Source organism: Vulcanimicrobium alpinum (genome assembly GCF_027923555.1).
Taxonomy (GTDB): Bacteria; Vulcanimicrobiota; Vulcanimicrobiia; order Vulcanimicrobiales; family Vulcanimicrobiaceae; genus Vulcanimicrobium; species Vulcanimicrobium alpinum.
On the sequence record NZ_AP025523.1, the window covers coordinates 2,319,957 to 2,345,412 of the forward strand.

Here is a 25,456-nt window from a genome sequence, read left to right on the forward strand (position 1 = left end):
GCTTGCCTCGCGCTCAGCGGCCGACGAGCAGCCGGCGGGCGAGCGCGTCCGGCAGGCCCGCGGTCGCGATCTTCTCCTGCACCTGCGCGATCGGATACTCGATCCGTTCGATGCGCACGGTACGCTCGACGGTATCGAAAAAGCCGAACGACGCGCGCGGGTTGAGGTCGCGCGGCTGGCCGAGGCTGCCGACGTTGATCAGATAGCGCACGCCGTCGAGCAGCCGGACTTCGCCGCCCTGCTGGAGATGCTGATGTTCGATCCTGCCGTCGGGCTGGAGCGCGTACACTTCGGCGATGTGCGTGTGTCCGATGAAGATGATCGGCGCGTCGGTCGATGCGAACGCGCGCGCGGCGCCCGGCTTGTCGAGGATGTACTCGAAGTAGTTGACCGGCGCGCCGTGGACGAGCAGAAACTCCGGCATGCGGAACTCGTAACCGAGCTGATCGAGCCACGCGCGGTTTTCCGGCAGCAGGACGCCTTGCGTCCACTTCATCGCCTCGCGCGCGGCCGGATTGAAGTACGTGAGTCCGAAGTCGTCGATCGCGGCGACGTCGTGGTTCCCCAGCACCGTCGCGGTGGCACGCGTCCGCATCCGCTCGACGCACTCGTTGGGATTGGGGCCGTAGCCCACGATATCGCCCAAGCACAGCACGGCGTCGTCGTCGCGAATCTGCGCGAACGCGGCGTCCAGCGCCTCGAGGTTCGAGTGGACGTCCGAGAGGACGGCGTACCTCACCGGGCCGCCTTCTCCCGCACCCCGTCGAGCGCCTCGGCGAAGCGTTCGGCGAAGGCGGCGCGCTCCGTCGCGGTCCCCACGGTGACGCGGATGTAGCCGTCGATCGGCGGCGCCCACGGCTTGCGCACGAACACGCCCAGCTCCAGCAGCGCCGTCACCATCGCGTCCGCCTGCGCGCGCGTCCCGATCCCGATGCAGACGAAATTTGTCCGCGACGGGAGCGACGGCGCGCCGTGCGCGGCGGCGAGCGCGTGATACTCGGCGCGTCCGCGTTCGACTTCGGCGACGACGCCGCGCAGAAACGCGTCGTCGTCGAGCGCCGCCAGCGCGCCGATCTGCGCCGTGCGGTTGACGCCGAAGTGCAGCCGGAGCTTCTGAAACGCCGCGATGACGTCGCTCGAGGCGATCGCGTAGCCGATCCGCGCGCCGGCCATCCCGAACGCCTTCGAGAACGTGCGCGTGCGGATCGTGCGCGGGTCGACCACGTCGGACGGCAGTTCGTCGCGCGAGACGAAGTCGGCGTAGGCTTCGTCGAGGAACAGCAGCACGTCGGAGGGGAGCGCCTCGCGCAGCGACGCCAGCGTCGCACGATCGACGAAGCCGCCCGACGGGTTGTCGGGATTCGCGACGTACACGAGTTTTGCGCCGCTGCGCCGCACCGCGTCCACGATCGCATCGGGGACGATCCCGCCTCGTTCGTCGGGCTCCGCGAACTCCGCGCGCGCACCGAACGCGTTGAGATGGTAGAACAGCGTCGGGTACGTCCCGAGCGTCGCGACGCAGGCATCGCCCGGGCCGCAGAACGCGCGCACGATCAGCCCCATGAGGTCGTCGATCCCGCTCGCGATCACGAGCTCGTCGACGGTGCAGCCGTGGCGCGCGGCGAGCGCCGTGCGCAGCGCGATGGACTCCGGGTCGCCGTACCACGATGTCAGCGCGACCGCGTCACGCATTGCCGCGATCGCCCGCGGCGACGGTCCGAACGCGCTCTCGTTGGCGCCGAGGCGGAGCAGTTCGGTGCGGCCGACCCGGCGCGCCAGCTCTTCGGGCGCGACGAACGGCGTCATCGGCGGGATCGCCGCGACGAGCGGCGTCGGGTGCGGCAGGCGGGACTCCGGGCTCACGGCTGTTCGACCCTGATGCGGTCGACGACGTTGCGGATCCCCGACGTTCCACGCGCCGCCGCGACGACGGCGTCGCGCGTCTTCGCATCGGCGACGGTCCCCTCGAGGGTCGCTGTCCCGCCGTCGACGCGCACCGACACCTTCTGAAAGCCGAGTTCGGCGGTGTATGCGGCGACGATGCGCGTCGCGAGCGCCGCGTCGCCGAGTTGGCGTTTGGGACGCGGGCCGTTGGGGTCGACGCGGACCTGATCGACGACGACGCGCACGCCGGCGACCCCGCGCGCCGAGCGCACGACGCGCTTCTTCGCGTCCATGCTGCGGACGCTGCCCCGCAGGGTGACGACGCCGTCGCGCGCTACGACGCCGAGCGTCGTCGCGGAGTCGGGATCCTCGGCGGTCAGCTTCGCTTTCACAGCGGCGAGGGTGACGCCGTCGCGCAGGACATCGGTCGCGGCGCGCGTTCCGAACGGTTCGGGCGCTTTCGTCTGCTGGTCGCCGCCGCAGCCTGCGACGAGCAGGCCGGCGGCGAACGCGAGCGCGCGCCGCATCATCGACCTCCGAAACCGAGCACGGTCACCGCGGCGCCCGATTCGATCCGGGACGACTCCGGTCCGACGACGACGTACCCGCCGGCGCGCGCGAGCAGGCTCGTATGGGACGACCGCAGCACCAGCGGCCGCGCGCCGTCGGCGCCGACCGCCGCCGGGACGTACCACGTCCAGCCCGGCCGCCCGCCGAACGGCGCCGCGGCGACGGTCGCGATCCGGCGGACTGCGGCGTGCCGCTCGCCGGTGAGCGCGCGGACGATCGGCGCCGCGACCGCTTCGAGGATCATCAACGCCGAGGTGGGATTCCCCGGCAGCCCCAGGACCGGACGCGCGCCGATCGCCGCCAGCACCGTCGGTTTCCCAGGCTTGACCTTGAGCCCGTGCACGACGATCCCCGGCGCCCCGAGCCGTGCGATCGCCGCCGGGACGTGGTCGCGGGCGCCGACCGACGAGCCGCCGGTGAGGACGACCGCGTCGGCGCCGGCGAGCCCGTCGGCGATCCGCGCTGCGATCGCGTCTTCCTCGTCGACTGCGCGCGGGAGGTGCACGACGGTGCAGCCCATCGCCAGGAGGCTGCCGGCGATCGCCCAGCGGTTGGAGTCGCGGACCTGGCCGGTCCCGGGATGCTCGGCCGCATCGACGAGTTCGTCGCCCGTCGAGACGACCGCGATCCGGGGGCGGACGAAGACCGGAACGTCGACGATCCCCAGCGTCGCCAGCACCGAGAGTTCCGGGGCGGCGATCCGGCAGCCCGCGCCGACAATGCGGTCGCCGGGCCGCATGTCGTCACCGCGCGGCGTGAACGAGTCGCCGGCGGCCGGCGCGGCGTCGACCGCGATCGACTCGCCGTCGTCGCGCACGTTCTCGAGCGGGACGACGGCGTCGGCGCCGGGCGGCAGCACGCCGCCGGTCGGGATCCGCATCGCCTCGCCGACGTGCACCGGTCCGGGCGGCGCCGCGCCCATCCGGATCGTGCCGGCGATCCGCCGCAGTGCCGTGCCGTCCGTGGAGCGCACGGCGAAGCCGTCCATCGTCGAGCGCGCATCGGCGGGGTAGAACGCTTCCGCGACCGCGTCTTGCGCAAGGACGCGGCCGAAGGCGTCGGCGAGCGCGACCCGCTCGATCCCCGGCGGCATCGGCCGCACCGCGGCGAGGTAGGCCGCGACGGCCTCCGCAGGCTCCCGCAGCCGTTCGACGTCGAAGCCCTCGCCCGGGCGCATCGCTCGCATCCTCGCGCGCTTCGACACGGCTACGGTAGGACACCGCCCGCGCGCTGCGTAACGGCGCGCGGTCGTGCTGAATCTCGAGCTGCTGCGCCGCGAACCCGATCACGTCCGCGTCGCCGCACGGCGGCGCGGCGGCACGGCGGAGTTCGTCGACCGCGTGCTCGCACTCGACGCGCAGCGCCGCGCGGCGACCACCGCGGTCGAGTCGCGCAAGGCCGAGAAGAACGCGCTCACCGCCCAGATTGCGAACGCCGCCGACAAAAAAGCCGCCGCCGGCGAACTGCGTCCGCGCATCGCCGAACTCGACGCGCAGATCGCCGCGACCGGCGAAGAGATTCCGCGCCTCGACGAGACGATCGAACGCGAACTCGCGGAGATCCCGAACCTGCTCGATCCGAGCGTCCCCGACGGTTCCGACGAAGCGGCGAACGTGGAGATCCGCCGCTGGGGGACGCCGCCGGCGTTCGGCTTCACGCCGAAACCGCATTGGGAGATCGGCGAGGCGCTGGAGATCTTCGACTTCGAACGCGCCGCGAAGCTCAGCGGCGCGCGCTTCGCGGTCCTGCGCGGCGCGGGCGCGCGGCTCTCGCGCGCGCTGGTGCAGTTCTTCCTCGACCGCGCGGCCCGCAACGCCTACGTCGAGATCAACCCGCCGCTGCTGGTGACGCGATCGACGATGTGGTCGACCGGCCAGCTCTCGAAGTTCGCCGATCAGATGTACGTCTTCGAGGGCGACGACGCCGGCGAGCCGATGTATCTCATCCCGACCGCGGAGGTGCCGCTGACCGCGATGCACCGCGACGAGATCCTCGCCGGCGAAGCGCTCCCGCTGCAGTATGCGGCGTATACGCCGTGCTTCCGCAAAGAGGCCGGCGCCGCGGGACGCGACACGCGCGGCCTGGTGCGCCAGCATCAGTTCGAAAAGGTCGAGCTGATGTGGGTTTCCACGCCGGAGCGCTCGTTCGACGATCTCGAAACGCTCACGCGCAACGCGGCAGGCCTGCTCGAGGAACTGGGGCTCGCGCATCGCGTGATGCTGCTGTGCGCGGGCGACGTCGGCTTCAACGCGGCGAAGACCTACGACGTCGAAGTGTGGCTGCCGGGCGCGCAGGCGTACCGCGAGATCTCGTCGTGCTCGAACTGCACCGACTTCCAGGCTCGTCGCTCCGCGATCCGCTACCGGCCCGAGCCGGGCGCGAAACCGCAATTCGCGCACACGCTCAACGGCTCGGGGCTCGCCGTCGGGCGCACCCTGCTGGCGCTGATCGAAAATTATCAGCGCGCCGACGGCGGCGTCGACGTTCCCACGGTGCTGCGTCCGTTCGCCGGGTTCGCGTCGATCGAGCCCGACGGCAGCGTCCTCCCGCACGTGTCGTGAACCGCGACGCGATCGCGCGCGCCGTCGACGTGCTGCGCGGCGGCGGCGTCGTCGCGATCCCGACCGAGACCGTCTACGGGCTCGCCGCCGACGTCGCCAACCCCGATGCGATCGCTCGCGTGTACGCGATCAAAGGCCGTCCCGCGGATCATCCGCTGATCGTGCACGTCGCCGGTCTCGATGCAGCGACCGGCTACGCGGCCGAACTCACGCCCGCGCTGCGAGCGCTCGCGCAGCGGTTCTGGCCGGGCCCGCTCACGGCGATCGTCGCGCGCGGACCGCGCACGCCGCACGCCGTCACCGGCGGTCAGGAGACTGTCGCGCTCCGCGTCCCCGCGCATCCCGTCGCACGCGCGATTCTCTCGGCGTTCGGCAGCGCGCTCGCCGCGCCGTCGGCGAACCGCTTCGGCGGCGTCTCTCCGACGACGGCGGAACACGTGCGCGCCGACCTCGGCGACGCCGTCGACGTCGTGGTCGACGGCGGCCCGTGCGAAGTCGGCGTCGAGTCGACGATCGTCGACCTCACCGGCGCGGTGCCGGCGGTGCTGCGCGCGGGCGCAATCACGGCATCGGAGTTGAGCGACGCGCTCGGAACCGCCGTCGTCACGCGCGTCGGCGGCGACGTGCGCGCGCCGGGGACACTGCCGTCGCACTATGCGCCGCGCGCGCGCGTGGTGCTCGTCGAGCCGTCCGCGCGCGATGCCGAAGCTGCGCGGCGCGCCGCCGCGGGCGAACGGGTCGCGCTGCTCGACCTCCCCGACGACGCCGCGGCGGCGGCGCGCTCGCTCTACGCGACGCTGCGCGCGCTCGACGCCGAAGGCTGCGAGACGATCGTCGCGACGCTGCCGCCGGCGACGGAAGCGAATGCCGCGGTGCGCGACCGGCTCACCCGCGCCGCCGCGCCGCGCTAGGTGTCGAGACTACGCGCCTCGTTTACGGGCCGCGGCCCAACGTGAGGCGGGGGTAGTTGATGGCCGTGTGCCGGCGGTCCTCGTTGTAGTAGCGGAGCCACGCCGGGAGGGCGTCTCGGCGCTCGTCGCTGGTGCGATAAGCGACCGCGTACGCCCACTCGCGCAGCATGGTCTGGATGAAGCGCTCCGCTTTGCCGTTCCAACGCGGCGTGTAGGGCGGCGTGAAAATGTGTCGCGCACCGATCGACCTCATCATTGACTCGAACGCGTTCGAGCTGAACACTTTGCCGTTGTCAGTCATGACTCGTTCGATTCGCACGCCGCGACGAGCGTAAAGAATCGCGAGCCGCCGCAAGAAGTCTGCGGCCGAGGTCGCGTCTTCCCGCGTGTATACGCGTGTTTCAGTCCGGCGGCTGGCATCGTCGACCGCGACAAAGATGACGTCGTAGCCGACGTGCCTGGAGCACTTCGTGCGATCGCCGTGGATGCGGTGCCCCACGCGCTCAAATCGTGCGATCTTCTTGATGTCAATGTGAACGAGCTCGCCGGGTCGGCGATACTCATAACGCTGCGTAAAGCGGGCCGGCTCGAAGGTCGCGCAGACGCGCGATGTTGAGCCGCTTGAGTACCTTGATGACCGTCGAGCGCGCCATCGACAGTGCTTCGGCGATTTGCCAACCGAGTAGCCGGCGAGTGCGGCGAAGCCGGTCGATCTGCCGTTCAACCGCCTTTCGGACGCGCGTCGGAAAGCGAATTGCAACGGGTCGCCGATCACGCAGACCAGACTCTCCGGCCTGCGCAAAGCGGGCAAGCCACTTGTACACCGTCGGCCGGCTGATCTTGAAGCGCCGAGCCACCGCGGCAACGGCCTCACCGGCCTGAACCAAAGCGACAATTTCCCGCCGGATAAGAGGCGTCGTGCGGGCCTGAGGGTGCATAATCACAGGGCTGACCTCCGGAGAAGTAGGCCTCGAACACCCACCTCTTCGGGGTCAGTCCCTGTCAACGATGCGCGTGGTCTCTACAGCTAGGTGAGGTCCGTTTCTTCTGCGACGACGCGGACTTCTTGCGCGTCGCGATCTCTTGCGCGGCGTCTTCGGCGGCGCCGCGGCTTGCGGGCCGAACTCCTCGCGGAGTACTTCCTTCGCTTGTTCGAGGACGCGTTTTCGGCGGGCCGGCAGATTCTTTCCGGCGCGATTGATGAGGAACGTCGGCATCGACATCGCGGAGCGGTACGGCGAGGATTTCCGGCGCTTCGAACCCTCCGCGTCGTGCATGAGCTCGCGCGCGACCTTCGCGGGATCGTCCTGCGCGAACGTCCCCTGCGGGACGTCGAGCGCATCGCTCGTTTCGGTGACGTGCTGCGACCAGCGTCGAGGTGCCATGGGATGAGCGTACCCATCGCGGGAACACGGTCACCGATGCGCCGCACGCTCGCCCTCTTGGCCGCCGTCCTGCTCCTGATCCCCGTACCGGCACGCGGCGCGGCGCCGCGCGCGTCGCTCTCGGCGCTCGATCTGATCGCGCTGGAAATCGGCTATACGACGGTGATGGCGCGATACTACCGGCCGGTCGATCCGCTCGTTCTCGTCGACGGCGCACGCCGCGGGATCGTCGCCTATCTCCGCAAGCAGGGCGTCGCCAACCCGGCGCTCCCGGCGCTGCCGCCGCACACCGACCGGTACGCCGCCGAGAACGCGATCGCGCGCGACGTCGCGCTCGCCGTCGCCCGCTATCCGTCGCGCGTGCAGACCGCGGCGCTCGTCAACGCTACGCTCGACGGCGAGCTCGCTGCGCTGCACGATCCGTACACGGTGCTGTTCCGGGCCGCCGCGTACAAGAAGTTCGTCGCGTTTCTCGACGGAACGGCGAACGCCGGGATCGGCGCCGAACTCGACGTCGACCCGCAGACGCACGCGGTGCGCGTCGTCGACGTCTTTCCGGGGAGTCCGGCCGAAGCGGCGGGCGTCCGGCGCGGCGACACGATCGCATCGATCGACGGCGGCGCACCGGCCGGATCGCCGTCCGACGTGCTCGCGGCGCTGCGCGGCAAAGCCGGCACGGCGGTGCGCCTCGTCCTCGTGCGCGACGGCGTGCAGCGCGATCCGCTTTCGATCGTGCGGCAAACGATCGTCGCACCCGACGTCACCGGCTACGCGCTGCCGGGCGGGATCGGGTACGTGCGGCTGCGGTCGTTCGGCGCGCGGTCGGCGCAGCAGCTCGACGGAGTCCTCGCGACGCTGCACGCGCCGGACGTGCACGCCTACGTGCTCGATCTGCGCGCGAACGGCGGCGGGTACCGCGACGACGCCGTCGCGATCGCGTCGCATTTCGTCCGCGGGACCGTCGTGACGACGCAAGAGCGCACCGGCGCGCCGTCGGTCTTCACCGCGAAGTCCGCGACGCCGCTGCTGCACGCGCCTCTCGCCGTGCTCATCGACGCCGACACCGCCTCGGCGTCGGAGATCGTCGCCGGCGCGATCCAAGACAACCGCGCGGGGACGCTCGTCGGAGCGAAGACGTTCGGCAAGGGTCTGGTGCAGGAGACGTTCGCGCTCCCCGACGGCGGCGCGATCAAGATGACGACGGCGCGCTACCGCACGCCCGCCGGCCGCGACATCGAGGGCGTGGGGATCACTCCCGACGTGGTCGTTCCCGAACCTGCGGGCGCGCATCCGGGCGAACCCGGCCACGATCCCCAACTCGACCGCGCGCTCGCCCTGCTCGCCGCTTCATCGTCGTAGGGCCGCGGCGGCGGCCCATCACGGCGGTCCGAGCGGGTCGGCGAGCGCCGCCGAGATCGCCGGTGCGTCGGGAAGCGGCATTTCCTCGTCGCGCGGACGCTGCAGCGCGACGAGGACGGTGCCGTCGCGAAGCGGCGCCAGGGCGCGGATCTCCCAGCCTTGCGCGCCGAGCAGATCGAGCGTCGCGTCCCCTTCCGCACGCGCCGCGGCGTCGGGCGTAAGCGTGTGAAAGGTGAAGTCGAAGCGGGCGCGCATGGAGCGCTCCTACCCCGTTGCGCGCGCCGTCTCTCTCACAGGTGCGCCGTTTTGCGCGCCAGGCGCAGGACTGATTCGTCCGCACCGTAGTCCGCGAGCGACGCGAGCGCGACCCACGCGAGATCGTGCGACTCGTCGCTGACCACGAACGGCTCGGCGCCATCGGCTTCGAATGCGAAGCGCACGTCGAAATGCTCGTGCGCCGGTTCGCTCCCGCGCGCCGGGATCGCGTGGATGTCGACGTCGTAGATCGCTTCGCTCGCGAACCGCAGCGAACGCAGTCCCGACTCCTCGCGCGCCTCGCGCAGCGCGGACGCGCGGACGTCGGGATCGCCGTCGACGTGGCCGCCGAGCTGCAGCCATTTCCCCAGCTTGCGGTGATGCGTCAGCAGCGCGTGCGTGCGCGCCGCGTTCACGATCCAGGCCGACGCGGTGACGTGACCGATCGTGAGCGCGCGCTCGAACGCGCGCGGCTGCGACGCGATGAAGGCTGCCAGCCGGTCGCGCATCGCGCGCTCGCGCGCATCGGCCGGTACATACGCGCGGAGCTCCGCCAGGAGCGCGGTGCGGAGGGAACTCACGAACGCTCTGCAAGCGGCGCGTCGCTGACGAGGATCCCATCGTCGTCCGCATAAAGCATCGCGCCCGGCGTGAACGTGACGCCGCCGAACCGCAGCGGCACGTCGACTTCGCCGATGCCCCGTTTCGCGCTCTTCATCGGGTTCGTTCCGAGCGCTTTGAGTCCGATGTCGAGCGCGGCGAGCGCTGCCGAATCGCGGAACGCTCCGTTGATGACGAGGCCGCTCCAACCGTTGGCGAGCGCGAGCCCGGCGATGACGTCGCCGACGAGCGCGACGCGCAGCGATCCGCCGCCGTCGACGACGAGCACCGCACCCTCCCCGGGCATCTCGAGGACGCTGCGCAGCAGCGCGTTGTCTTCGAAGGTCTGCACGGTGCGGATCCGTCCCGCGAACGCGCGCCGTCCGCCGAACCGGCGGAACTGCACCTCGCAGGACTCGACGGCGTCTTGATGCGCATCGACGAGATCGGCCGTGACGATCGCGGGTGGTTCCATCGCGCGCCGTTTCGCTCAGTGACGCAGCGCCACCCCGATCGCGGCCCCGGCGACGACGTACGCTTGATCCGGGACGCGCTTGACGAGCAACGGCGCGGCCAGCGCCCCGACGAGGAGCAGCGCCGAGACCGCATCGACGATCACCGGGCGGCCGACCAGATACGTCGTGCCGGCGAGGACGCCGACGACGGCGACGGTGACGCCGCGAACGAATCCCGCGACGCGCGGGCGTCCGCCGTACCGGAGCAGCAGCGGCGTCGCCGCCACCGTCAGCACGATCGACGGGAGAAAGATCCCGGCCGTCGCCGCGAGGGCGCCGGTGAATCCCGCGATTACGTAGCCGACGAACGTCGCCGTGATGACGACCGGTCCCGGCGAGATGAGCCCGATCGCGACCGCGTCGACGAACGTGCGATCGTCGAGCCAGTGATATTGATCGACGACGTACGACTTCACGAACGAGACGATCACCAGACCGCTTCCGAAGACGAGAAACCCGGTCTTCAGGAAGAACCAGAACAGCGCCGGTGCGAGTCCCGACGGCACGAGCGCGATAAGCGGAGGAAGCGCCAGCGACCGCAGCGACGACGGCGGCGGAAGGACGGGGGGCGGGAGCGGCACCGGCTTCGCGCGCGGCGCGAACGCGACGATCCCGAGGACACCCGCGGCGAGAAACAGCACGATGAGTTCGCGCTGCAGTGCGACCGTTACGCCGCAGGCGACGACCGCGACGCACCACGCCGCGACGTCGCGGCGAAGCGTCTTGCGGCCGAGGGTCCAGCTCGCGCGCAGGATCAGCGCGACGACGATGGGGCCGATCCCGTAGAACAGGCCCTGCAGCACGCGCGCGCCCGCGAAGCGCTGGTAGAGCGCCGCCGCGGCAACGACGATCGCGAACGGTGCGATCGCGAATGCCAGAGCCGCCGCGAGCGCGCCGCCGATTCCATGCGTGACGTAGCCGCAGTAAACGCCGAGCTGATACGCCATCGGCCCCGGACACGTCGTCGCGACCGCGAGGCCGCGCTCGAACGCCGCTTCGTCGATCCACCCGCGTTCGTCGACCAAATCGCGGCGCATGATGTTGGCAAGCGCGACCGGTCCGCCGAACCCTGTCGCACCGAGCACGAAAAAATAGCGCGTGAGTTCGGCCACGCTCGGCGTGCGAGCGCGCCGCACCGTAGCCATCACGGCGATCCGCGCAGCGGCCAACGGCCGCTTTCGACCTGCGCGAGAAAGTCGGCGACCAGACGGTTGAACTCGGCGGGATCTTCCTCGTTGATGCCGTGGCCGCAGTTCGGCATCACCGCCAGCGCCGCCGCCGGGATCGTTCGCTTCATCAGGATGGCCGGCGCAAAACACGACTCGTCTTCGTCGCCGGTGAGGATGAGGGTGGGGACCGTCAGCGCGCGCATCTCAGTGGTGAGATCGTAGAGCGACGGGCGCTCGCGCTGACACCCGCGCTGGGTGTTGGCGGAGCCGAGCGCGGAGTCCTCGGCCAGGCGCGCTTTGAAGACCGCAAATCCGAGCGGATCCTTGCGTGCGTACTGCACGCGCGCGGGGCCGTAGGCGTACGTTTCCGCAAACGCCGCCATTCCATCGCGAAGGATCGTGACGGCGATCTGCTCGGCCTCGGCGCGGAACCGCTCGCGGTCGTGGGGCTCGGCGCCGTGGCGCTTCAGGACTTCGGGTGGGCGGGCAAGAGGTCGAGCCCACCACAGTGGAATAGAATCGCCGCTGCAAATCGGCCCTCATTGCGATAGCCGCGCGCGCGGAATTTGATCATTTGGATCTTGCTGTTGAGGCTCTCGGCTGCCGCATTGGTGATCGGCTTGCGAATGTACGTGATGATGTTCGCAAAGTGACGTTTGAGCGTGCGCGCGACGCTGATCATTTCGGGCAATTGAGAGTGCGTCGCCCACCGGTACCAATCGGCAAAGAAACGACGCGCTGCGGACTCACGCCGATATCGCCAGAACTCCGTAAAGTGCTCCTTCATCGACCACGCGCGGCCAAGGCGTTTGTACTGGCTCCGCAAGGCGCTCAGATCACGTCGTTCGTCGCGGTCGAGATTCGCAAACGAGCGCAACCAGGAATACTTAGTCCCTTTCAATGCCGTTCGGTCGAGCGTCTTGTCACGCATCATCGCTCGACGAGTGAGATCGACGGCTTTGGTGAGATATGCCGTGATGTGGTACTTATCGAAGACGATCTTCCGTGCCGCATCGGGCACGTGTGCTACGGTCGACTCGAAGTACGGCTGCCACATATCCATCGCGATGCCCTCAATGGCATGAAGTTGTTCGTGCGAAAGGCCGTCGTAGAAAGCGTCAATCGATTCGCGCTTGCGACCGCGACCGACCCACAGGACCTCGCCGCGGTCCAAGTCGGACACGATCGTGAAGTACCGATGCCGCTTTTTGACGGCCTTCTCGTCGATGCCGAGATGCCGCACAAGACGTGGCAGTCGCCGCTGCTTACCGCGCTCGACCGCCCGGAGCATAATGGAATCGACTTGCTCCCAGCTGATGCCCAAGCGACGCGCGACCGCCGCGACGGACATCTCGAGTAGGAGGGCGATCGCCAAACGCTCGAAGCGCGACGTAAACTCGGTGCGACCGCTTGACCAGGGAATCGCAACGGTCGTGACGCCGTGCTCGGGACAATCGATCCGGGGTACGGAGGCGTGCAAGAAAAGTTGGTCGCCGGCCAGATCGAGGTCACGCCAGACGCGCTCGCGATGATCGTGCTTGGGGCACTCCCGATCGCATTTTGGACAGCGACCCGCGCCTTGCCATTCAAGCCGAACATCGACCCGATTTCGCTCGAGATCGAGCTTTGATTCGGTCACGTCCCAAGGATCTTCGACGCGCAGCAACCCGCGGATGAATTCGGTGTCTCGCATGGCGTAGCATTACGACGGCCGACCGATTTCCTCTCGCCCGCCCACTACAAAACCGGAAGACCCGGCGCCGTAACCACAGCCCGCGACGACCAGCGAGCGCGCGCGCTGCGGGTGGCGGAAGCCGAAATGCAGCGTCGCGAAGCCGCCCATCGACAAGCCGACGACGTGCGCCGTCGCAATGCCGAGATGGTCGAGCACCGCGGCGATGTCGTCGGCGGCACGCGACTGCGAATAGGACGCGACGGTTTCCGGCACGTCCGAGGGAGGATACCCTCGCGCGTTGTACGCGATCGTGCGAGACCGCCGCGCAAAGTACCGCACCTGCGGTTCCCAGTTACGGTAGTCGCCGGCAAACTCGTGCACGAAGACCACGGCGTACCGGACTCCTCGCAGTAGCGACGCACCCCGTCCTCAGCTGCGGCGTACGGCATCGCGGATTTCCTCATCTGTTCACGATGCCACGGGGCATCGTGGAGGAGAGAGTGGGATTCGAACCCACGAGCCCCGCGAAGGGCCTGCGGTTTTCAAGACCGCTGCGTTCAACCGCTCCGCCATCTCTCCGCGCACCCGAACCGTTGTGCGGCCGGGCTTTTTCACCCTCTCAGGTATTCGACGTCCGGACCGGCAACAACCACCACGTAACCGTCGGAATCGCGAACCCACATCTCTCGGTGGCCCGGCTTGTCGTTGACGTGAGGTTCTTCGATGATCTCGGCACCCAAGCCGCGCGCTCGCTCCACGATGGAGTCGAAATCGTCCACCTGAAACCACAGCAGCACACCGTGTCCGTGCGGCGCAGCGTCGGCGCCGACGAGGTTCGGGTGGTCTTCCTCGTCCCATGCGTGGAGTTGCAGCAGCAGCTGACCGGAGCACGAGATGCGATCATACACGTCGCGGTGGCTGTGTTCCGGAAGCGAGTCTGCTCCGAGCAGTTCGGCGTACCAGCGGCTACTCGCGCGAACGTCGCGCACCGCTATGAGGGGCTGTGCCACGACGGCGGACTCCTGCGTGGGAAAGGTCATGGGGCTCCATTGCCGGCGACGCAGCGGGCGATTCGTATAGCGGCCGTTCGGACGCCGTACCGAATCCTACGGGTAAGACGCGGCGCAGCCGTTCGCGGCGTTGCTCCAGAGCGGCTGGATTGCGAACGTGCCGGTCGAGAGCTTGATGTTCTGCAGGTTGATGAAGGAGCAATAGTCGCCGATCTCGTTGCCGTACTGGTCGAACCAGCCGGTTCGCGTGTCCGGATCGGTCTGCGTCTCCGCGACTTCGTGCACGGCGGTCTCGCTGGTGATGTCGAGGAGTCCTTGTGCGCCGGTGTTGACCGTGTTGGTGCCGCAGCCCGGGAAGTCGGGCTGGTACGGCAGGTCGGTGTAGTGCACGTCGCCGGATGGCGACGACGTCACCGAATGATACGCGCAGTATCCCAGATGATTGAACGCGCCATGGGGCAGCTGCACGATGTACGACGCATCGAAGTTGTATCCGAAATGCGCCGCCGCGCGCACGGCCTCGGCGGCGATCGCCGAGCCGGAAGGCTGTTTGGGGACCGCACTGTTGTCGAACCATTCGCCGCCGAACTGCTGCTTTGGGTTGGTGATCGCGCCCGCCGCCGTCGAGTAATACTGCGTCACGACTCGAGGATCGACGATCCGCCGACCCCTTGCAGAAAGGCGGTGAGATAGGGGGCCACGCCGTCGGGATCGGCCGCCGAACCGGTGAAGCCCCAGTACACGACGTAGACCACGGGGTTCTTCTGGATCGGGCCGCCGTGGTAGACGAGGTTTCCGACGCTGCTGCCCTTCGCGCCGTTTCTCGGAAGCAGCACGTGCATCGGGTGGCCGTCGACGACGCCGTTCAGCGACGGTGCCTCCGCGTGCGCCGGCGCCGGCCTGCTCAAGGCATCGCGCTGCGCTCCCGGGAGCGATCCGCTCGTCGAACCGCTGCATGCGGCCAGCGCGGTGGAGATGCCCAAAGCGGCGAGCAATCGAAATCCGGCGTGCATGGACGCCTCCCTTCACGTGCCGAGGAGGCCGAGCACTTCACGCCCGGCGCGTTCGGCGCCTTTGCGGGTGTCCGGTAGGGCTTTCGCACCGCTCGGTCGAGAGTACGCCATCCGATGAAGCCCCAGGTGTTTGCGCTGTGGGCCGCGCTGTGCGCGGCGATGCTCGCGGCGTCGTGCGCTCCGGCACCTGGCGGCGATGGGCCGCTGCGCATGGGCGAAGTCGCCGAGCCGCCGGGGCTCAACCCGCTGGTCTTCGACAACGCGACCGTCTTCTATCTCGGTCCGCTCGTGCACGGCTATCTGCTCGACGCCGATGGTGAGGGCAGGCTGATCCCGGCGCTCGCAACGGCGGTGCCGTCGATCGCCAACGGCGGCGTCTCGCGCGACGGCCGCACCGTCACGTATCACCTGCGCCGCGGCGTGCACTGGCACGACGGCGCGCCGTTCGACGCGCGCGACGTGCTCTTCTCGTTCGCGGCGGTGCGCAACCCGAACAATGCCGTCCCCGACCGCACCGGCTTCGATCACGTCGCGTCGGTGAGCGCAATCGATCCCTACACCGTGCAGGTGCGGCTGACGCAGCCGTTCTCGCCGTTCGTCCCGTCGGTCTTCACGATGGGCGCGAACGACCCGTATCCGATTCTCCCCGCCCATCTGCTCGCGCGCAAAGCAAGCCTCAACAACGATCCCTACAACGCGGCGCCGGTCGGCCTGGGGCCGTATAAGCTCGTGTCGTGGCAGCACGGCGCGAAGCTCACCTTCGAGGCCGATGCGCACTTCTGGCGCGGCCCGCCGGCGATCAAACGGATCGATCTGGAATCCGTGCCGAGCGCGAACACGCTGCAGACGCTTTTCCAAGGTCATCAGATCGACGTGCTCGTCGCGCGCACGACCGGCGGCCGCGTCTTCTATGACGCGATTCGCTCGGTAGCGCAGACGCACACGGTCCTAAAGCCGCACTACGAATTCGACTTCGTGATCCTCAACCAGGCGCATCCGCCGCTCGACGACGTCCGCGTTCGCCGCGCGCTCGCGTACGGGATCGATCACGTCCGGATCATGCGCGAGCTCAACGGCGAACTGTTCGTCCCCGGCGACAGCGACCGGCTCGCCGGACAGTTCGCCTACGATCCGGCGATCCGCCAGCCGCCGTACGACCCGGGGCGTGCGGCCGCGCTGCTCGACGCGGCGGGCTGGCATCTCGACGGCGGCGTCCGCAAGAAGAACGGGCGCCCGCTCACGCTCGATCTGGTCTCGACGACCGAATCGCCGACGACGGGCCGATTCGACTTGCTCGCACAGCAGCAGCTCGCGAAGCTCGGGATCCGCGCGTCGGAAAAATCGTACGGCTACAACGTCGTGTGGGCGTCGGCGGCACAGCACGGGATCAATCAGACCGGGCGGTTCGACGTTGAATACAGCGGCTGGCAGCCCAACGCCGTCGCCGATCACTCGTACCTCTTCCGCTGCGACACGCGGCCGCCGGCCGGCGACAACCTGGCGCGCATCTGCGATCCCGTCATCGAGGCGGCTGCGCGGCGCGAGTTGCAGGCGATCGATCCCGCGGAGGAAGCGAGCGGCGATCGCGCGATCTCGCGCCGCCTGGTCGAGCAGTCGGATCTGATCTTCCTGGGCTTCAACCGCGAGGCGGTCGCCTACCGCGACGGGATCACCGGGATCGTCCCGTCGGTGCTCGGCGAGCACCTGTGGAACGTCTACGCGTGGAAACGGACGCCGTAGCGCGAAGGCAGCCCGGTGGCTACCGCGACCCTAACCTACGGCTCGTACCTGCGCATCCCCGAACTGCTCGATCTGCAGCATCCGCTGAGCGCCCCCCCGCATCACGACGAGCTGCTCTTCATCATCATCCACCAGGTCTACGAACTCTGGTTCAAGCAGACGCTGCACGAACTCGACGCGGCGGTGCGGTTCCTCGATTGTGACGATCTGCTGAAGGTCGGCAAGGCGTTCCGGCGGATTCACGCGATCCAGCGGACTCTCGAGACGCAGGTCGACGTGCTCGAAACGATGACGCCGCAGGACTTCAACGCTTTTCGCGACGGGCTCAATCCGGCGAGCGGCTTTCAGTCCGCGCAATTCCGCGAGATCGAGTTCCGCTGCGGCCTGCGCGGCAACGAGAACTATCTCAAGCACCTCGACATCACGCCGCAGGAACGCGCGCATCTCGAACGCCGCCTGCGCGAACCGACGCTCTACGACGCGCTCAAAGGCTACCTCGCGCGCGCCGGCTTCGATGTCGCCTCGCACGACGCGCTAATCGAGACGTTCCGCACGGTCTACGAGCACGACGAAGCGCATTACGCGCTCTATCTGGTGCTCGAGGATCTGATCGAATTCGACGAACGCGTGCTGCTCTGGCGTGGGCGTCACGTGCGCATGGTCGAGCGGATGATCGGGATGAAGCCGGGGACCGGCGGTTCGCTCGGTGCCGCCTACCTTCAGACGACGCTGACGCGCCGCTTCTTCCCCGAGTTGTGGGAGGTTCGCACCGTGCTCGGCGGAACGAGCGCGACGTGATCGCTTCGCAGCATCAGCCCGCCGCGCTGCGGCCGCGCTTCGCCGGACTCGACGGCGCCACGTGGCTGGTCTCGCATTCGATGGGCGCCCCGCCGCATGCCGCGCGCGAGGCGCTGGCGCGGTACTGGGAGCAATGGGCGCAAGGAGGGCCCGAGGGCGCGTGGCCGGGCTGGCTCGACGACGCGCGCGCGATCGGCGACGGGATCGGCGCGATCGTCGGTGCGGCACCCGGCACGGTCTCGCTCGCGCCCAACGTCAGCCTGCTACAATCGGCGCTGGCGTCGTCGCTCGATCTGCGCGGCGAACGCAACGAGATCGTGTACGAAGCGCTGCAGTTCCCGTCGCTCGCGTACGTCTGGCAGGCCTGGGAACGCGCCGGCGCGCGCACGCTGCGCGTGCCGACCGACGACGGCCGCACGATCCCGACCGATCGCATCTGCTCGGCGATCACCGAACGCACCGCATTGGTCGTGCTGTCGCACGCGTACTATCAGAGCGCCGTGCTGATCGATCTCCCGCCGATCGTCGCCCGCGCGCACGAAGCCGGTGCGCTCGTCGTCCTCGACGCGTATCAAACCGCGGGGATCGTCCCGTTCGACGTCACCGCACTCGATCTGGATATCGTCGTCGGCGGATCGCACAAGTGGCTGTGCGGCGGCCCCGGCTGCGGCTGGATGTACGTCAAGCCGCAGCTCGCACAGCGCTTTCGGCCGATGGTCACCGGCTGGTTCGGCCATCGCGAGCCGTTCGCGTTCGAGCCGCCGCCGATCGACTACGCCCCCGATCAATTGCGCTGGGCTACCGGCACACCGACGATCCCCGGCTACGTCGCCGCGCGCGCCGGACACGAGATCATCCGCGAGGTCGGCGTCGCGACGATCCGCGAGCACAACGCGCGGCTCACGCGCCGCTTGAGCGACGCCGCGCTCGAACGCGGCTGGACGGTGAACACGCCGCTCGATCCGGCGAAACGCACGGGCTGGGTCGGCATCGACGTGCCGCACGCCGAGCAGGTGCAGCACGAGCTGCACGAACGCCGCATCTATGTCGATCACCGCCCCGGCTGCGGTCTGCGCGTCAGCGCGCACCTCTACACGACCGACGACGAGATCGACGTCTTCCTCGCCGCGATGGACGACGTCGTTTCGCGTTAACCTGCGTCTGCGCGCGCGAGCGCGCTCTGGATCTCATCGTGAATTGCGCCGTTCGATGCGAGGATGGAACCTTCGTCGAGGTCGAGCGGCCCGCCGGCGATTGCGCCGACGCGACCGCCGGCTTCTTCGATCAGCACCCAGCCCGCCGCGATGTCCCACGGTTTGAGATCGAACTCCCAGAACGCGTCGTAGATCCCGGTCGCGACGAACGCGAGGTCGAGCGCGGCGCTGCCGTCGCGCCGCACCGCCTGCGCGAGGTTCGAGAGCGCGCCGAAGTGCCGGCCGTTGCGCGCGTAGCGGGCCGGGTTGAAGCCCGTGCACACCATCGCGTTCGCGACCGCGCCGATCGTCGAGACGCAGATCGGCTCGCCGTTGCGCGTCGCGCCGCCGCCTTTGCGCGCCGCATAGAGTTCGTCGAGCAGGGGCGCATAGATCGCGCCGGCTTCGAGAACCCCCGCGCGCTCGTACGCGATCGAGACGCAGAAGAGCGGATAGCGGTGCGCGTAGTTCGTCGTCCCGTCGAGCGGGTCGACGATGAAGCGCTCGTCGCCGTCCCCCCGATATGCGCCGCCCTCCTCGCCGAGGATCGCGGCGCGCGGAAACGCGTCACGGATGCGCTCGACGATCAGTGCTTCGCTCGCGCGGTCCGCGTCGGTCACCAAGTCCTGCGGCTGCTTCTGCTCGATCCGTCGCGGGTCGTTCAGCCGGTCGCGCAGCAGCGCGCCGGCGTCGCGCGCGAGCGCGGTGATGAACGCGAGCGGGTCCAAGGGAAGCCTCCTGGGAATGGCGGGGAGATGATGCGCAGAGAGGCTTCCGGACGCATCGACCGCGTCCTCGCGGCGGTTGAGACCGTCGCGCTGGGCACGTGGCTCGGCGCACTGGTCGGGTTTGCGTTCGTCTTCGCGCCGCTCGCATTCCGGATCGTCGCACCGCTCGACGTCGGCCGCTTCGCAACGCTCACCGCGACGTCGCTCGCCGTGCTCTCGACGTGGGGCTACGTTCTCGGCGGCGTCGCCGTCGTGGTCACGCTCGCGCGCGCCGCCGGCGCCGGCGATCGCGTGTGGGACGCGGTGCGAGCGGCGGCGGTCGTGCTCGCTCTGTGCCTGGTCGCGTTCGAACAGCGGGCGATCGTGCCGCCGATGCTGGCCGCGACCGACGTCCGCAGCGAGGCTTACCACGCCCTGCACCAGCGCTCGACGGCGATCTACGGCGGAGCAGTCCTGCTCGTCGCGGCCGCGCTCGTGCTCGCCGCGGTCCGGCGGGATACGTAACAAGAGGGTTGACGTCGTGCGGGCGGGGATGACCGGCCTCGTGCAGGGAGAGGCCTAGGCCGGTGCCGTTCCACGAGGGGTTCGTCTCCGAACTCGTCGGGCGCTCGGCGATCGTGGAACGCGGAGGATCGCGTGACGTGGTCGGCCGGGTCGCCGACTTCGTCGTGGAACATCCCGAGGATACATTTCCGCGCATCGACGCCGTGATCGTTAAGACGCGCCACGGCGAGCTCGCCGCGCCGATCGCCGACGTCGCGTCGTTCGACGACGGCGGAATCGTGCTGACCAAAGCGCCGACCGTCGTGCGGCCTCCCGACGACGAAGCGCTCTATCTCATCGAAGACCTCTTCGACAAGCAGATCGTCGACGTCGACGGCCGTAAGGTCGTGCGCATCAACGACATCGAGATCGCGCGGACGGCCGGCGCGCTGCGGGTCGTCGCCGCCGACATCGGCGTCGGCGGACTGCTCCGGCGGCTTGGCATCGCGAAGATCATGCCGCGCGTGGTCGATCGCGTCCCGCGCTCGCTCATCGCCTGGGACAACGTCGCGCCGCTGCGCGACCTGAGCCCCACGCAGATTCGGCTCTCCGTCAGCGAGAAGCGCCTCTCGCGCCTGCACCCGACCGAACTCGCCGAGATCCTCGGCGACCTCTCCGCGCAGGATGCGGCGCGCGTCGTCGGCTCGCTCGACGACGAGAGGGCGGCCGACGCGCTCGAACACCTCGAACCCGACGTGCAGCGCTCGATCATCGACGACCTCGGGACCGCGCGCGCTGCGGACATCATCGAGGAGATGGACTCCGACGACGCCGCCGATCTGCTCGGCGAACTCCCGGAGGACCGGCAGAACGAGCTGCTCGCCGAAATGGACGCGCAGACCGCCGACGATCTGCGCGAGCTCGTCGCCTACGCCGACGACACCGCCGGCGGCCTGATGACGACCGACTACTTCTGGATCTATCCGCATCGTACGGTCACCGCGACGATTGCGAAGATCCGCGAGATCGCGCCGGAGACCGAATTCATCTACTATCTCTACGTGCTCGACCAGTCGGAGAAGCTGCTGGGCGTGCTCTCCCTGCGCACGCTCCTGCTGGCCGAACCCAACGCGACGATCCACAGCATCATGGACGAAGAGGTCGTCAGCGTGCGGCCCGACGTCTCGGCCGAGGACGTCGCGAGTACGATCGCGCGCTACGATTTGCTCGCGTGTCCGGTCACGGACGATCGCGGTACGATGCTCGGCATCGTCACGGTCGACGACGCGATCGACGCGATCATCCCCGAGCGCCTCACCCGCAAACTCCCGCGCCTCACCAAGCGCGGACAGCAGCGGCGAGCGGAAACGGTCGGCTGACCCGTGCGGCTGCGGCTCTCCCGGCGATCGCTCTTCGCCTTCTTCGCCGTGCTCGGTCCGGGCTTCGTCACCGCGTCGGCGGGAAACGACGTCGGCGGGATCGCGACCTACTCCGCCGCCGGCGCGCAGTTCGGCTACGCGACGCTGTGGTCGCTGCTCGCGCTCACACTCTCGCTGATCGTCGTCCAGGAGATGGCCGGCCGCATGGGCGCCGTCACGGGCCAAGGGTTAGCCGGACTGATCCGCGAGAACTTCGGCCTGCGCATCACGTTCGTCACGATGCTCGCACTCTTCTTCGTCAACACCGGGATCGCGGCGACCGAGTTCGCCGGGATCGCGGCCGCCTCGGAGCTGTTCGGCATCTCGCGATTCATCGCGATCCCGGCGTCGATGGCGATCGTGTTCCTGCTCGTCCTGCGCCTGCCCAACAAGATCGTCGAGCGCGTCTTCGTCGTCTTCTCGCTGATCTACCTGACGTACGTCGTCTCCGGCGTGCTGGCGCATCCGAACTGGAGCGAGGTCGCACGCGATGCGGTCGTGCCGCGCATCGTCAAGAATCCGGCATTTCTGGTGACGATCGTCGGGCTGATCGGGACGACGATCTCGCCGTACATGCAGTTCTTTCTGCAGTCGCAGGTGGTCGACAAGGGTTCGCGCGCGCGCGATCTGCCGGCGATCCGGGCCGATATCATCGTCGGCTCGGTGCTCGCGATCGCGCTCGCCGGCTTCATGATCGTCGCCAACGGCGCGACGATCTTCCAAGCGACGCTGCACGGCGGTCACCCGATCGACATCAACGCCAACCCGCAGGCCGTCGACTTCGCGCGCGCGCTCGAACCGCTCGCCGGCCATTTTGCCGAGGTGATCTTCGCGCTCGGCATCCTCAACGCCGGGCTGTTCACCGCGGCCGTGCTCCCGCTCTCGACGGCGTACATCGTCTGCGAAGCGTTCGGGCTCGAAGCGTCGCTCGACCGCCGCTTCCGCGAAGCGCCGGTGTTCTACTCGCTCTTCGCGGGCGCGATCCTTCTCGCCGCGGGGCTCGTTCTGCTGGTTCCCAAGGAATCGCTCTTCAAGCTGATCATCTACGCGCAGGTCGTGCAGGGCGTGCTGCTTCCGCTCGAACTCGTGCTGATGCTGGTGATCGTCAACCGCCCGCGCGTGATGGGCAGCCACGTGAACACGCGCACGCTCAACGCGATCGCCTGGGCGACCGCGATCGTGATCGGATCGCTCGCGCTCGTCTACGTCTGGCAGTCGTTGACCGGCGCCTGACTCTCGGTCAGCCTCCTCCTGTCTTCACCGCGTGCATCCCGATGTAGTAGCCGATCAGGATCAGCAGCGAGGAGATGCCAGCGATCGCCAGCACGGCGTTCTTGCGTCCCGGGCGCTTTGCGAGCGCGTTCGCGGCCATGTAGCCCGCCCAGCCCAGCACCCCGAGGGCGTAGTGCAGCGAGGGCGCGCGCAGTCCTTGCACCACCAGGATCACGCCGAGCGCGATCTGCAGCGTGACGACGTACAGCGTGATCCTTCGCTCCGGCCGGCGCCAGACCGCGAAGACGGCGAGCGCCGCGACGACGAACGCGACGTACAAGTGGACGGTGAGCAGCGACATGGCGGCGCCCTTCGCCGGAGGGAGAGGCCGCTCCGTCGCGGAGGCGGAAGCACGGTGAGGACGTGCACGACGAAAAAGTAGTCGCCGCCCGGCGCCTCCGGCGCGACAGCTCCGAAACGCTGCTCGGTTATGCCGAAGCGCTCGCTCGCGTCGCCGCGGGCGGCGGCGGTGCGCAAGCGCTGGCCGCACACCTTGCCGCGACGATCGACGCTGCCGTGCTGATCGAAGACACCCAGTGGCGCCATCTCGCGGTAGCGGGGACGTCGGAACGCGCGATTCCGCCCTCAGTGCGCGATCTGTTGCCGAAGGACACCGACGTCGACGACGGCGTCCGCCTCGCGCCGCCGGCCGACGCGCGCGCTCGCGCGTTCCCGGTGCGCGCCGGCGAGACGCGGCTGGGCTGGATCTCCGTGTTTCCGGCGGGGACGCGCGCGCTCGACGAACACGCGGGGCTCGTGCGGCTCACCGCGGCGCAGATCGCGGTCGAGCTCTCGCGCGATTCCGGCGGCGGACGCGGGCGGCGGCGCGGCTTCTGGGACCGGCTTCTCGCGCGCGCGTACGAAGATCCGCTCGAAGCACGGGAAGACGCGCAGGCGCGCGGGATCGCGCTGGCGCCCGGCTACGTCGCCGTCGCGGTCGAAGGCGAAGGGCTCGATGAAGCGGTCGCCTCGCAGAAGAATGCGGAGATCCGCCGCGTCTGTCTCGACACGCTCGGCTCGCGCACCGGCGAGGTGATCGTGATCGAGCGCGGCGGCGGCTTCTTCTTCCTCGTCCCGGCACCGCTCGAGGTCGACGCCGCGAACGCGCGCACGGCCGCGACGCTGATCCCGCGCGGGATCGTGCGCGCCGGCCTCGACGTGAAGGTCGTCGGCGGCGTCGGCCGCCACGCCGAGATGATCTCGGTCGCGCAGAGCGTCGACGAATCGCGCGAGGCGATGATCATCGCACGCCGCATGTTCGGCGGCGGCCGCGTGATGCCGTACGACGACTTGGGCGTCTACCCGCTGCTGCATCGCACCGGCGCGACGCGCGAGGATTGGCGCGCCTTCGCGACGCGGGTTCTCGAGCCGCTGCGCGCGTACGACGAGAAGCACCAAACCGAACTGGTCCGCACGCTGAAGCTCTTCTTCGACGTCGGGCAAAACATCAAGGAGGCCGCGGCGCGGTTGAACGTGCACCGACACACCGTCTTCTATCGACTGCGCCAGATCGGCGAGATCGGCCGGCTCGATCTCGACTCGCCGCACGACCAACTGACCGTTCGCGCCGCCCTCGCGGTCGACGCTCTGGACGCGTAGTGCTCACGAGCGTGAAAGATGCGGCGGCGGCCCGGCGAGCGGTGCTCGCGACGGCGAAGGAACGCGGCGTGCGCTGGGTGCGGCTCGCGTTCGTCGACGTGCTCGGGATTCAGAAGAGCGTCTCGATCCCGGTTGGCGAACTCGAGGACGCGTTCAACGGCAAGGTGACCTTCGACGGCGGCTCGATCGACGGGTTCGTCCGCGGCGAAGAAGTCGACATGGTGCTGCGTCCCGATCCGGCGACGTTCACCGTGCTCCCCTGGAACGACGACGGTCAGACCGAGGCGCGGATCCTGTGCGACATCCAGATGCCCGACGGCACGCCGTTCGAAGGGTGCGCGCGCACCACGCTCAAGCGCGTCCTCGAAGACGCCGGCGACGTCGTGCAGCGCGTGCAGGCGGCACTCGAGGTCGAATACTATCTCTTCGAACTCGACGCCGAGGGTGCGCCGACGACGCGCACGACCGACGCGGGCAGCTACTTCGATTTCTCCGCCGGCGATCGCGGTCAGGAAGCGCGCCTCGCGACCAGCATCGCGCTCGAGGCGATGGGGATTCCGATCACCAGCGCCCATCACGAACACGGCGCCGGCCAGCACGAACTGGATCTTTCCGCGGGCGGCGTGCTGACGATGGCGGACCGGCTCGTCACGGTGCGCGGTGTCGTTCGCCGGATCGCCCAGCGCCACGGGCTGCACGCGACGTTCATGCCGAAGCCGCTCGAAGACTCGGCCGGCAGCGGGCTGCACATCTACTTCGCGCTCGGCGAGGTCGACGAAGTGGTCCGCCTGCATGCGATCTCGGGGCTGCTCGACCACGCGCCGGCCTACACCGCCGTCTGCAATCCGACGGTGAACTCGTACAAGCGGCTCGTCGCGGCGTGGGACGCGCCGGTGTATACGGTGTGGTCGCATCGCAGCGCCAACGCGCTGGTGCGCGTCCCGCCGTCGTTCGGCGGCGAACCGCCGCTGCTCGAAGTCCGCAGTCCCGACGCGTCGTGCAATCCGTATCTCGCGATGGCGGTGCTGGTCGAAGCGCTCGCCGAAGGGATCCGCGCGCGCTCGCTTCCCGGCGATCCGTTCACCGGCTCGACGTACGAACTCTCCGAGCGCTACCGCAGCGATCACGGGATCAAGCTGCTGCCGAAATCGCTGCGTCAGGCGATCGCCGCGCTCGACGCGGATCTGGTGATCCGCGGTGCGCTCGGCGACCACATCTATCACGCCTTCCGCGACGCGAAGCTCGCCGAGTACGAACGCTACCGCCGCGCCGTCCATCCCTGGGAGCGCGACGCGTACCTGCGCGTGTTCTAGCGGGC

Annotated in this window: 28 protein-coding genes, 1 tRNA gene and 2 pseudogenes; 11 read left to right on the top strand and 20 right to left on the bottom strand. The window is 69.1% G+C overall.

The genetic code is table 11. From position 1 onward, the window contains the following. Window positions 1–13: 13 nt before the first annotated feature. Genes WPS_RS11975 through WPS_RS11990 form a run of 4 tightly spaced genes read right to left on the bottom strand, consistent with a single transcriptional unit; the run spans window position 14 to window position 3,640 of the window. Window positions 14–739: a metallophosphoesterase family protein gene (locus WPS_RS11975; protein ID WP_317994715.1), complete on the bottom strand. Its 726-nt coding sequence runs from the start codon at window positions 737–739 to the stop codon at window positions 14–16. Then, window positions 736–1,863, bottom strand: coding sequence for an aminotransferase class I/II-fold pyridoxal phosphate-dependent enzyme (locus WPS_RS11980; RefSeq protein WP_317994716.1), 1,128 nt, complete (start codon window positions 1,861–1,863; stop codon window positions 736–738). Before WPS_RS11980 ends, WPS_RS11975 begins: the two co-directional genes overlap by 4 nt. Beyond that, the gene (locus WPS_RS11985; RefSeq protein WP_317994717.1) at window positions 1,860–2,411 is read right to left on the bottom strand and encodes a BON domain-containing protein; all 552 of its coding nucleotides are present in this window, start codon (window positions 2,409–2,411) and stop codon (window positions 1,860–1,862) included. The genes WPS_RS11980 and WPS_RS11985 overlap by 4 nt, the downstream gene beginning before the upstream one ends. Then, window positions 2,411–3,640 carry a molybdopterin molybdotransferase MoeA gene (locus WPS_RS11990; RefSeq protein ID WP_317994718.1) on the bottom strand — a complete coding sequence of 410 codons (1,230 nt, stop codon included), beginning with the start codon at window positions 3,638–3,640 and terminating at the stop codon, window positions 2,411–2,413. Before WPS_RS11990 ends, WPS_RS11985 begins: the two co-directional genes overlap by 1 nt. A gap of 64 nt (window positions 3,641–3,704) precedes the next feature. On the opposite strand from WPS_RS11990, the gene serS reads away from it, so the two are divergent. Together serS and WPS_RS12000 are read left to right on the top strand one after the other, a co-directional pair. Beyond that, on the top strand, window positions 3,705–5,015 hold the full coding sequence (gene serS / locus WPS_RS11995) for a serine--tRNA ligase (protein WP_317994719.1): 1,311 nt from the start codon (window positions 3,705–3,707) through the stop codon (window positions 5,013–5,015). Beyond that, complete coding sequence (locus WPS_RS12000; RefSeq protein WP_317994720.1) at window positions 5,012–5,926, top strand: L-threonylcarbamoyladenylate synthase; 915 nt, start codon at window positions 5,012–5,014, stop codon at window positions 5,924–5,926. The genes serS and WPS_RS12000 overlap by 4 nt, the downstream gene beginning before the upstream one ends. 22 nt (window positions 5,927–5,948) lie before the next feature. On the opposite strand, the gene WPS_RS12005 is transcribed toward WPS_RS12000, so the two are convergent. From WPS_RS12005 to WPS_RS12015, 3 genes and pseudogenes are all read right to left on the bottom strand, one after another. After that, window positions 5,949–6,425 (bottom strand): integrase core domain-containing protein, encoded by a 477-nt coding sequence (locus WPS_RS12005; protein ID WP_405054888.1) that lies wholly within the window; start codon window positions 6,423–6,425, stop codon window positions 5,949–5,951. Between the two features lie 61 nt (window positions 6,426–6,486). Continuing rightward, entirely contained in the window at window positions 6,487–6,864 is a 378-nt protein-coding gene (locus WPS_RS12010; protein ID WP_317997540.1) for a helix-turn-helix domain-containing protein, read from the bottom strand. A 174-nt stretch (window positions 6,865–7,038) separates the two neighbouring features. After that, window positions 7,039–7,311: pseudogene (locus WPS_RS12015) on the bottom strand (DUF3175 domain-containing protein); the annotation flags it as partial. 36 nt (window positions 7,312–7,347) lie between these two features. On the opposite strand from WPS_RS12015, the gene WPS_RS12020 reads away from it, so the two are divergent. Continuing rightward, window positions 7,348–8,670: a S41 family peptidase gene (locus WPS_RS12020; RefSeq protein WP_317994722.1), complete on the top strand. Its 1,323-nt coding sequence runs from the start codon at window positions 7,348–7,350 to the stop codon at window positions 8,668–8,670. Between the two features lie 18 nt (window positions 8,671–8,688). Here the strand turns inward: WPS_RS12020 and WPS_RS12025 are convergent, their stop codons facing one another. The 11 genes and pseudogenes from WPS_RS12025 to WPS_RS12075 form a co-directional block, all read right to left on the bottom strand. Beyond that, entirely contained in the window at window positions 8,689–8,925 is a 237-nt protein-coding gene (locus WPS_RS12025) for a hypothetical protein (RefSeq protein WP_317994723.1), read from the bottom strand. 35 nt (window positions 8,926–8,960) lie between these two features. After that, window positions 8,961–9,434, bottom strand: coding sequence for an NUDIX hydrolase (locus WPS_RS12030; RefSeq protein ID WP_317994724.1), 474 nt, complete (start codon window positions 9,432–9,434; stop codon window positions 8,961–8,963). Window positions 9,435–9,502: 68 nt separating this feature from the next. Next, on the bottom strand, window positions 9,503–10,000 hold the full coding sequence (gene rraA, locus WPS_RS12035; protein WP_317994725.1) for a ribonuclease E activity regulator RraA: 498 nt from the start codon (window positions 9,998–10,000) through the stop codon (window positions 9,503–9,505). A 15-nt stretch (window positions 10,001–10,015) separates the two neighbouring features. Then, window positions 10,016–11,152 carry a chromate efflux transporter gene (gene chrA / locus WPS_RS12040; protein ID WP_317994726.1) on the bottom strand — a complete coding sequence of 379 codons (1,137 nt, stop codon included), beginning with the start codon at window positions 11,150–11,152 and terminating at the stop codon, window positions 10,016–10,018. Between the two features lie 32 nt (window positions 11,153–11,184). Beyond that, window positions 11,185–11,592 carry an alpha/beta fold hydrolase gene (locus WPS_RS12045; RefSeq protein WP_317994727.1) on the bottom strand — a complete coding sequence of 136 codons (408 nt, stop codon included), beginning with the start codon at window positions 11,590–11,592 and terminating at the stop codon, window positions 11,185–11,187. Window positions 11,593–11,675: 83 nt separating this feature from the next. Continuing rightward, window positions 11,676–12,902, bottom strand: a complete 1,227-nt coding sequence (locus WPS_RS12050; RefSeq protein ID WP_317994728.1) for an ISL3 family transposase — start codon at window positions 12,900–12,902, stop codon at window positions 11,676–11,678. A gap of 63 nt (window positions 12,903–12,965) precedes the next feature. Continuing rightward, window positions 12,966–13,333: pseudogene (locus tag WPS_RS12055) on the bottom strand (alpha/beta fold hydrolase); the annotation flags it as partial. Window positions 13,334–13,373: 40 nt separating this feature from the next. Continuing rightward, window positions 13,374–13,463: transfer RNA gene (locus WPS_RS12060), tRNA-Ser, on the bottom strand. A gap of 32 nt (window positions 13,464–13,495) precedes the next feature. Beyond that, window positions 13,496–13,924, bottom strand: coding sequence for a VOC family protein (locus tag WPS_RS12065; RefSeq protein ID WP_317994730.1), 429 nt, complete (start codon window positions 13,922–13,924; stop codon window positions 13,496–13,498). A 66-nt stretch (window positions 13,925–13,990) separates the two neighbouring features. Continuing rightward, entirely contained in the window at window positions 13,991–14,536 is a 546-nt protein-coding gene (locus WPS_RS12070; protein ID WP_317994731.1) for a hypothetical protein, read from the bottom strand. Continuing rightward, entirely contained in the window at window positions 14,533–14,907 is a 375-nt protein-coding gene (locus WPS_RS12075) for a hypothetical protein (protein WP_317994732.1), read from the bottom strand. The genes WPS_RS12070 and WPS_RS12075 overlap by 4 nt, the downstream gene beginning before the upstream one ends. 114 nt (window positions 14,908–15,021) lie before the next feature. On the opposite strand from WPS_RS12075, the gene WPS_RS12080 reads away from it, so the two are divergent. Genes WPS_RS12080 through WPS_RS12090 form a run of 3 tightly spaced genes read left to right on the top strand, consistent with a single transcriptional unit; the run spans window position 15,022 to window position 18,599 of the window. Further along, window positions 15,022–16,647 (top strand): peptide ABC transporter substrate-binding protein, encoded by a 1,626-nt coding sequence (locus WPS_RS12080; RefSeq protein WP_317994733.1) that lies wholly within the window; start codon window positions 15,022–15,024, stop codon window positions 16,645–16,647. A gap of 15 nt (window positions 16,648–16,662) precedes the next feature. Continuing rightward, window positions 16,663–17,445, top strand: a complete 783-nt coding sequence (locus tag WPS_RS12085; RefSeq protein WP_317994734.1) for a tryptophan 2,3-dioxygenase — start codon at window positions 16,663–16,665, stop codon at window positions 17,443–17,445. Further along, window positions 17,442–18,599 (top strand): aminotransferase class V-fold PLP-dependent enzyme, encoded by a 1,158-nt coding sequence (locus tag WPS_RS12090; RefSeq protein ID WP_317994735.1) that lies wholly within the window; start codon window positions 17,442–17,444, stop codon window positions 18,597–18,599. Before WPS_RS12085 ends, WPS_RS12090 begins: the two co-directional genes overlap by 4 nt. On the opposite strand, the gene WPS_RS12095 is transcribed toward WPS_RS12090, so the two are convergent. Then, window positions 18,596–19,366 carry an inositol monophosphatase family protein gene (locus tag WPS_RS12095; protein WP_317994736.1) on the bottom strand — a complete coding sequence of 257 codons (771 nt, stop codon included), beginning with the start codon at window positions 19,364–19,366 and terminating at the stop codon, window positions 18,596–18,598. The genes WPS_RS12090 and WPS_RS12095 overlap by 4 nt on opposite strands. A 27-nt stretch (window positions 19,367–19,393) precedes the next feature. Between WPS_RS12095 and WPS_RS12100 the strand changes: the two genes are divergently transcribed. The 3 genes from WPS_RS12100 to WPS_RS12110 all read left to right on the top strand — a co-directional run bounded on the left by WPS_RS12100 (window position 19,394) and on the right by WPS_RS12110 (window position 22,500). Beyond that, window positions 19,394–19,870: a DUF4149 domain-containing protein gene (locus WPS_RS12100; protein ID WP_317994737.1), complete on the top strand. Its 477-nt coding sequence runs from the start codon at window positions 19,394–19,396 to the stop codon at window positions 19,868–19,870. Between the two features lie 62 nt (window positions 19,871–19,932). Then, complete coding sequence (locus tag WPS_RS12105; protein WP_317994738.1) at window positions 19,933–21,228, top strand: magnesium transporter MgtE N-terminal domain-containing protein; 1,296 nt, start codon at window positions 19,933–19,935, stop codon at window positions 21,226–21,228. Between the two features lie 3 nt (window positions 21,229–21,231). After that, on the top strand, window positions 21,232–22,500 hold the full coding sequence (locus tag WPS_RS12110) for an NRAMP family divalent metal transporter (protein WP_317994739.1): 1,269 nt from the start codon (window positions 21,232–21,234) through the stop codon (window positions 22,498–22,500). Window positions 22,501–22,507: 7 nt separating this feature from the next. On the opposite strand, the gene WPS_RS12115 is transcribed toward WPS_RS12110, so the two are convergent. Further along, window positions 22,508–22,840 carry a hypothetical protein gene (locus tag WPS_RS12115; RefSeq protein ID WP_317994740.1) on the bottom strand — a complete coding sequence of 111 codons (333 nt, stop codon included), beginning with the start codon at window positions 22,838–22,840 and terminating at the stop codon, window positions 22,508–22,510. 62 nt (window positions 22,841–22,902) lie between these two features. Between WPS_RS12115 and WPS_RS12120 the strand changes: the two genes are divergently transcribed. Beyond that, on the top strand, window positions 22,903–24,138 hold the full coding sequence (locus tag WPS_RS12120; RefSeq protein ID WP_317994741.1) for a PucR family transcriptional regulator: 1,236 nt from the start codon (window positions 22,903–22,905) through the stop codon (window positions 24,136–24,138). Then, the gene (locus tag WPS_RS12125) at window positions 24,138–25,451 is read left to right on the top strand and encodes a glutamine synthetase family protein (protein WP_317994742.1); all 1,314 of its coding nucleotides are present in this window, start codon (window positions 24,138–24,140) and stop codon (window positions 25,449–25,451) included. Before WPS_RS12120 ends, WPS_RS12125 begins: the two co-directional genes overlap by 1 nt. Window positions 25,452–25,456: the final 5 nt, after the last annotated feature.

Bases quoted from the DNA above. Each gene is read 5' to 3' on its own strand.
- WPS_RS11985 (WP_317994717.1), bottom strand. From the start codon at position 2,411: ATGCGGCGCGCGCTCGCGTTCGCCGCCGGCCTGCTCGTCGCAGGCTGC.
- WPS_RS11990 (WP_317994718.1), bottom strand. From the start codon at position 3,640: ATGCGAGCGATGCGCCCGGGCGAGGGCTTCGACGTCGAACGGCTGCGG.
- WPS_RS12010 (WP_317997540.1), bottom strand. From the start codon at position 6,864: ATGCACCCTCAGGCCCGCACGACGCCTCTTATCCGGCGGGAAATTGTC.
- WPS_RS12020 (WP_317994722.1), top strand. From the start codon at position 7,348: ATGCGCCGCACGCTCGCCCTCTTGGCCGCCGTCCTGCTCCTGATCCCC.
- WPS_RS12025 (WP_317994723.1), bottom strand. From the start codon at position 8,925: ATGCGCGCCCGCTTCGACTTCACCTTTCACACGCTTACGCCCGACGCC.
- WPS_RS12030 (WP_317994724.1), bottom strand. From the start codon at position 9,434: ATGCGCGACCGGCTGGCAGCCTTCATCGCGTCGCAGCCGCGCGCGTTC.
- rraA (WP_317994725.1), bottom strand. From the start codon at position 10,000: ATGGAACCACCCGCGATCGTCACGGCCGATCTCGTCGATGCGCATCAA.
- WPS_RS12045 (WP_317994727.1), bottom strand. From the start codon at position 11,592: ATGGCGGCGTTTGCGGAAACGTACGCCTACGGCCCCGCGCGCGTGCAG.
- WPS_RS12050 (WP_317994728.1), bottom strand. From the start codon at position 12,902: ATGCGAGACACCGAATTCATCCGCGGGTTGCTGCGCGTCGAAGATCCT.
- WPS_RS12065 (WP_317994730.1), bottom strand. From the start codon at position 13,924: ATGACCTTTCCCACGCAGGAGTCCGCCGTCGTGGCACAGCCCCTCATA.
- WPS_RS12075 (WP_317994732.1), bottom strand. From the start codon at position 14,907: ATGCACGCCGGATTTCGATTGCTCGCCGCTTTGGGCATCTCCACCGCG.
- WPS_RS12080 (WP_317994733.1), top strand. From the start codon at position 15,022: ATGAAGCCCCAGGTGTTTGCGCTGTGGGCCGCGCTGTGCGCGGCGATG.
- WPS_RS12100 (WP_317994737.1), top strand. From the start codon at position 19,394: ATGATGCGCAGAGAGGCTTCCGGACGCATCGACCGCGTCCTCGCGGCG.
- WPS_RS12115 (WP_317994740.1), bottom strand. From the start codon at position 22,840: ATGTCGCTGCTCACCGTCCACTTGTACGTCGCGTTCGTCGTCGCGGCG.